This window comes from Anaerotignum faecicola, assembly GCA_024460105.1.
Classification (GTDB): domain Bacteria; phylum Bacillota; class Clostridia; order Lachnospirales; family Anaerotignaceae; genus JANFXS01.
This window is the reverse complement of sequence record JANFXS010000224.1, coordinates 1-474: the sequence shown is the minus strand read 5'-3', so window position 1 is coordinate 474 and position 474 is coordinate 1. Positions and strand designations below refer to the sequence as shown.

General features: G+C 45.1%; 1 protein-coding gene. It reads left to right on the top strand.

The genetic code is table 11. The features are described from left to right. Positions 1-10 precede the first annotated feature (10 nt). Positions 11-474, top strand: a 464-nt coding sequence (locus tag NE664_13660) for a class B sortase (GenBank protein MCQ4727679.1), incomplete at its 3' end; no start/stop codon positions are given.

Below are 474 nucleotides of genomic sequence, written 5' to 3'. Positions count from 1 at the left end.
TGACTATCCCATCGTTCAGACCGGAAATAATGAAACTTACTTAAATACAGACTTCGAAGGTAAAAAAAGTGTGGCGGGTGCCATTTATCTTGATTATGAGAGCGAACCTGATTTTTCCGGCCGGCATAATATAATCTATGGGCATAACATGAAGAATGGCAGTATGTTCAAAGACATTGTAAAATATAAGGATGAGGAATATTTCATGGAGCACCAGGATATCACCGTCTACACGCCGGAACGCGAGTACCATTTACGCCCCATGTCGGTTCTCTATACGGAACCTACCGGTATGAGAAGAAAGACGAAGTTTGCCACCGAGGAGAGTTTCCAGGCGTATGTGGAAGAGATGACGAAGGGATGTTCCTTCGCCCAGATCCCGGAGAAGCCGTTGGAGCAGCTCTGGTCCTTTATCACATGCAGTTATGAATTTAACGATGCCAGGACCATTCTCTATGCCTATGAGGTAACGGA